Genomic DNA, 5,876 nt, shown 5'->3' on the forward strand with positions numbered 1-5,876 from the left:
GCCCGCCGCGCGGCGGGCCGTGACGTCCACGGGCCGCGAGCCGCGGCGTGGCGCGGGCATACGCGGCGAGGGCGACGAGGAACACCGCGAGGCTGGCGGCCCAACGGGCCGGGCCGGCGGTGTCCTGCAGGCAGGAGGCCCACCAGAAGAAGTCCTCGGCCAGGTCTCCCGAGCCGTAGAGCATCGCGACGAGCAGCAACGCCGCGGGGGGCAGCCACAGCAGGTCGGCCTGCCCGGCGGCGACGGCGAGGAGGGCGAGCCCGCCGAAGAGCACCACGTTGGCCGCGACCGAGGAGTACGCCGCGAACGGCGCACCTGCGAAGCCGATCGTCGTGAGGGTGCCGACCACGACGGTGACGGCGGTGACCCACCCGAGACGCGCTGCTCTGAGCCGGCGCGTCCCCGGCGGCCCGACGGGGAAACGGGGGTCGACGCGATAGGTGGCGGCGGCGCCGATCGCGATCCCGGCGAGGAGCGCGACGAACTGCGGCACCGGTACGGGCAGGGGGAACCGCACCAGCTCGCCGATGCCGTCCACGTCGGTGCCGGCCGTCAGCGCGGTGCCGAGGGCGGCGAGCACGGTCAGGGCGAGCGCGGTGCGCACGTCGTGGACGGCGCACCACGCCCGGAGTCCCCGGACGGTCGATCCGCGTGCTAGAAGTCGCACCGGTCGAACCTCGCGAGGATCTTCTCGGTCTGCGCGGGGGAGAGGGGTGTGAAGTTCTTGGTCTCGGCAATTTCGCTGAGGTCGAGCGGGTCGATGTCTCGTTCGAGGGAGAGCCAGGTGGCGGCGAGTTGTGCCTCGTCGGTCCAGAAGGCGTCGCTCGGCCCGCCGTCGGATTCGAACTGTGGGCAGTGCAGCGGCGACAAGAGATTGACCACGTAGTCGACGTCACCGAGACCGGGCTGGTCGCCCCCGTCGGGTTGCGGGACGTGGGGGTCGAGGGTGAACCAGAAGACCCTTTCCCCGGGCGTCGATTGCTCGTCCCCCCAGGGCGCCACCTCGACGAAGCGGTCGGGGACGAAGGCGGGGTAGCCGTGGTCGCGTGCTGCGTCGGTGAGGCGGGTGAGGAACCGGACGTAGGAGTCTCGCCAGGCCTCGCTCTCGGTGTAGGTGCAGATCGTGGGGTTGCCGCCGCACACGGTGGGTGGGTGCCATGCGTCGACCACGCGGTCCTGGGGCATGCCGGGGAGCGGGGCGGCCAGAAGCGCGAGGCCGAGCAGGCCGGTGACCAGACCCGTGGCCGAGGGCAGCGCGGAGTGGCCGCGGAGCCGGACCGGGGCGAGGAGCAGCAGGGCCGAGGCCACGGTCAGCACGCCGATCTGCGCCAGCAGGTAGGAGGCCGAGTACTCGCCGCCGATCCACGCGACCTCGTACATGCCGAAGTTCAGAGGGATGAACCCCGGGTGAGCACCGAAGTACTCGAACAGGGCGAACAGGGCTCCGGCGGCGAGCAGTGCGGCGATCAGCGGGCGGGTGTACCGGCCGATGAAGCTGCCGACGGCACCCGCCGCGAGGCTGATGAACGGGAGCATGGCCAGGGCGAGCAGTGCCCGAGCGACCGTCGCGGCACTCACCTCGGACGGTGCGACGAGGGCGAGGGTCACGAGCCCGATCAGGAGCTGGATCGCGGCGACGGGCACCCACGCGGCCGCGAGGGCGACGACGTAGGGGCTGCGCCACGACGGCAGGAGTCCTGCCAGGTATTGCCGCCCGGGGGAGGACAGGCGCGCGGCGTCCACGGCCACCACGGCGGCGAACATGATGCCGAAGATGTAGTACGGGACACCGAGCTCGCCGGCCGCCAGCGAGATGTTGCCGTTCCAGGTCCAACCGTCCTGCACGATGTTGATCGCCGAGAGCACGGCGAGCGCGACGAAGGCCCAGAACCCCAGGTGGGTCTTGGCCAGGTAGTGGATCATGCGGCAGCCCCGGATATCGGGGTGGACAGCACGGCGGTGATGGCTCGTTCCAGCGCGGTGGCTCCGGGGGCGTCGGGGGCGTCGTGTGCCGCGAGCTCGTCGACGGTGCCGTCGTAGCGCACCGAGCCTTCGCGCAACACGAGGACGCGGTCGGCGAGGGCGGCGACGTCCTCGACGAGGTGGGTGGAGACCACCACGGTGCGCTGTGCGGCGATCGCCCCGATGGTGTCGCGGATCGCGACCCGCTGCAGCGGGTCGAGGCCCGCGGTCGGCTCGTCCAGCAGCAGCAGGTCCGGGGAGTGGACCAGCACGTGGGCGAGGCCGAGTCGCCGCCGCATGCCGCCGGACAGCGTCGAGATCCGGGAGCCCGCGCGGTCGGACAACCCCACGGCGCTGAGCGCGTCGGCCACCGCGTCGGCGCGGTGGGTACGCGGCACGGAGAACAGCCAGGCGATGTGCGTCAGGTACTCGGCGCAGGTGGCCAGGCCCGGGAAGTCCACGTCCTGGGGCAGCAGCCCGACCTGGTGCGGAGCGCGGGAGGAGTCTGCGAGCCGCACCGAGCCGGACCGGCCCTTCTCGAGGCCGGCGAGCACCCGGAAGAGCGTCGACTTCCCCGCCCCGTTCACCCCCACCACGCAGGCGACCCCCCGCGCGAACGTGGTGCTCACGGGGCCGAGGGTGAAGTTCCGGTAGCTCACGCGCACGTCGTCCACGACCACCGTCGCGGGCTCGCCGCTCCACACCGACCGGGGCGTCCCCATGCTTCCTCCTTGCGCTGGTCGTCGGTCGGTGGTCTGCCGGCCACGAGCGAAAGTAGTTGCCCGGCGCACCGTCGGCTGGCGGATTGCAGGATCTGCACGGGGCTTCGCGGTCCGGTCCGCCGGGAGAGCCCACCCACCCCGGACCTGCCAGGGGACTTGCCTTCGCCCCACCCCTCGCTGCGATCATGTCCCGGGCGCGGCGGCGGACCGCGCCGGGACCGCACACGATCGGCAAGGACGGGAGCGCCGCGTGACCACGACGCACGACGGCGACGCGCCCGCGCGCCGCGGCCCCGCCGACGACGCGATCGAGCGGATGCGCGCCGCGGCCGCGGACGCCGGGCGCGACGAGGGTCCGGGCGCCGCGGGGACCGTCGACCCGTCCGTCCTGCGCACCGCGCTCGCCACGCTGCCGCACGACGACCAGCGCCTGCTGTGGGACCGGCACGTCCTGGGCCGCGAGGCTGCCGAGATCGCCGCCGAGCTGGGGATGCACGCCCGAGCGGTGCTGCACCGGCTGCGCCGGGCGGAGGAGCGGCTGGCCGCGGCCTTCGCGGCGGCGCACGCCCGGGCGTGCCCGCCCGGGTGCGTCGACACCCGCCAGTCCCTGCACTCGTACGTGCGCCACCGCCTCACCCCGGTGCGGCGCACGGTCCTCGAGGCGCACCTGTTCGGCTGCCAGGACTGCATGCGGGCCTTCATCGACGTCCGGGAGGCCGGCTGGGCCGTGCGCGACGCCGGCCCCCTGCTGCTGGCGGGCCCGGTCGCGGGCACGGTCGCGAGCGGTGCGGCCCCGGTGGTCGTGGGTGTGCTGGGCGCAGAGGCGTCGGGGTCCGGAGTGCTCGGCTGGGCCGGGCCCGTGGGCGCCGCGCTGGCGGCCGCGGGGGAGTGGGTGCGGGCGCTCGTCCTCCAGCTCGGCCAGCTCGGCAAGGGCGGTCTCGTCGCCGCCGGCACGGTCGCCGGGGTGGCCGTGGCCGCCGTCGCCGTAGCCCTCGGCGGTGGTGGGGGCGGCCCCGTGGCCGCACCGCCCGTGCCGGCGGCCACCGCGTCCGTCGCGGCACCCGCACCGACGGCGACGCCGCCCGCCGCGCCGGCCGAGCCCGAGCCGGACGCCTCGACCAGCACGCCGGACCCGATCCCGGCCGACGGCGCGACGCCGACGGGGGACCCCACCGCTCCGGCGACGTCGGGCCCAGCGTTCCCCACGCCGACATCTCCGACGACGCCGACGACGCAGCCGACGACGCCTGCCGACCCGACCCCCTCGACGCCCGGGACCCCGGGGTCTGCGACCCCGGGCGGGTCGTCGTCGAGCGCCCCGGACCCGACCACCACGGCCCCGACCGCCACGGCCCCGACCGGCAAGCCCCCGACCACCACGCGCCCGACGCCCACCCCGACGCCGACGCCGACGCGGACGACGTCCACTCCGAGGCCCACCCCGACGCCCACCCCCACGCCGACGCGGGACCCGGACCCCGTCCGGTCCACGGTCCAGGCGGACCTGCCCGGGCTGCGCGGCGTGTTCCGGGTGACGCCGAGCCAGGACGAAGTCGAGATCGTCGCCGTCTCGCCGTCCAAGAGCTGGATCTCCGCGCGGGAGTGCCGGGACGGCAGCTGGTACGTCGCGTCGCGCCGCTACCAGCAGGCCGGCGTCGCCGTCACGGTCGACGCTCCCGCCGACGCCGACACGTCGGTCTCCCTCGTGCGCACCGGCATCTGGCCGGGCTGGCTGCAGACCTGCTGACTCCTGCCGACCGAACTGCCGCCCGAACTGCCGCCCGAACTGCTGCCCGACCTGCCCGCCGACCGGCTCAGCCGGCGGTGCGCTCCAGCAGCACCAGCACCTCGTAGTGACCGGACTGCGGGAACATGTCGAGCAGGCGCGCGCGCCGGGGCCGCAACGACGGCATGCGCGCGAGGTCCTCGGCCAGGGTCACCGCGTTGCAGCTGGAGTAGAGCACGTGCGTGGCGCCGGACTCCTCCAGCCAGCGCGACAGGTCGGCGCCGATGCCGCGCCGCGGCGGGTTGACGACCACCAGTTCGGGCGCGGGCACCCCGCCGTCCTGGGCGAACGTGGTGGCGTCCCCGGCCGCGAACCGGACGTCGCGCACGGCGTCGGCCCACCAGGCGGCATCGCGGCCGCCGACGACGGCGTCCGCGGGCAGGTGGGCGAGCTCGTCGCGCGTGCTGCTCGCGCTGGCGATCGCCTCGGCGGAGATCTCGATGCCGGTGACGGCGCGGCCCGGGGCCGCACAGTGCAGCGCGAAGCCGCCGACGCCGCAGTACAGGTCCCACAGCGAGGCGGGCGCCACCTCGTCGACCCACTCCCGGGCCTGCGCGTACAGGGCGGTGGCGACGGCGGTGTTCGTCTGGAAGAAGCTCTGCGGGCGCAGGTGCAGCGTGATGCCGTCGAGCCGCATCGGCAGCGACTGGCGCTCGGTGAGGACGATCTCCTGCTCGCCCTCGAGCACTGCCGCGTGCGCGGGCTGGACGTTGACGCTCACGACCGCGACCTGCGGCAGCGCCGCCAGCAGCCAGGGCAGGTGCTTGCGCAGCCGGGCCACGGGCTCCTGGCTGCGCAGCACGAACCGCACCATGAGCTCGCCGTCGGCCGACAGCGTCACCAGGACGTGCTTGAGCTCGCCCCGCCAGGCCGACTCGCGCGCCGTCTCCCGGCGTCGGGGGCCGCGGGACGGCGACGTCGCGTCGTAGGGCTGCAGGCCGGCCCGGGTGATCAGCTCGGCGAGCGCGGGGAACGTCGCCTGCAGCGCGGGCGGGTAGAGGCCGCAGTCGGTGAGGTCGACGCCCTGCCCGGCGAACGGGCCGGCGGCGGAGCCGAGGATGCCCAGTACGGGGGCGTCGACGGTGCCGCTGACCACCATCTTCGCCTTGTTGCGGAACCCTGACTCCGGGCCCGTGACGGCGGGCAGCCAGGACACGCCGTCGTCGGCCAGCAGGGCCCGCACGTGCGCCTCCTTCTCGGCGACCTGCGTGGGGTACGGCGTCGCGAGGAGGGTGCACGAGTGGCAGCGACCGGCGTCGAAGTGAGGGCACTGCACCGGCCCATTGTCCCGCAGCCCACGCTGTGGGTACGGAAACGGCGAGAATTGGGTCGCGAATTGTACCCGTTTCCGTACCCACCACCGCCGGGCGGGCAGCCGAAGAAGATGCAGAACCGGTGGCCCGCCG

General features: G+C 74.8%; 5 protein-coding genes. 1 reads left to right on the top strand and 4 read right to left on the bottom strand.

The window, feature by feature from the left end:
• From ACWGKI_RS20420 to ACWGKI_RS20430, 3 genes are all read right to left on the bottom strand, one after another.
• Nucleotides 1-604, bottom strand: a 604-nt coding sequence (locus ACWGKI_RS20420) for a hypothetical protein (protein ID WP_452189474.1), incomplete at its 3' end; no start/stop codon positions are given.
• Nucleotides 605-654: 50 nt separating this feature from the next.
• The gene (locus tag ACWGKI_RS20425) at nt 655-1,923 is read right to left on the bottom strand and encodes a hypothetical protein (protein ID WP_452189475.1); all 1,269 of its coding nucleotides are present in this window, start codon (nt 1,921-1,923) and stop codon (nt 655-657) included.
• A complete protein-coding gene (locus ACWGKI_RS20430; protein ID WP_452189477.1) occupies nt 1,920-2,684 on the bottom strand; it encodes an ABC transporter ATP-binding protein in 765 nt (254 codons plus the stop codon). Before ACWGKI_RS20430 ends, ACWGKI_RS20425 begins: the two co-directional genes overlap by 4 nt.
• A 250-nt stretch (nt 2,685-2,934) precedes the next feature.
• Here ACWGKI_RS20430 and ACWGKI_RS20435 point away from each other — a divergent pair, with 250 nt between their 5' ends.
• Nucleotides 2,935-4,431, top strand: a complete 1,497-nt coding sequence (locus tag ACWGKI_RS20435; protein WP_452189479.1) for an RNA polymerase sigma factor — start codon at nt 2,935-2,937, stop codon at nt 4,429-4,431.
• 67 nt (nt 4,432-4,498) lie between these two features.
• Here ACWGKI_RS20435 and rlmC read toward each other — a convergent pair whose 3' ends face one another.
• Nucleotides 4,499-5,746 carry a 23S rRNA (uracil(747)-C(5))-methyltransferase RlmC gene (gene rlmC / locus ACWGKI_RS20440; protein ID WP_452189481.1) on the bottom strand — a complete coding sequence of 416 codons (1,248 nt, stop codon included), beginning with the start codon at nt 5,744-5,746 and terminating at the stop codon, nt 4,499-4,501.
• Nucleotides 5,747-5,876: the final 130 nt, after the last annotated feature.

The sequence above is a fragment of the Isoptericola sp. NPDC055881 genome (assembly GCF_053615895.1).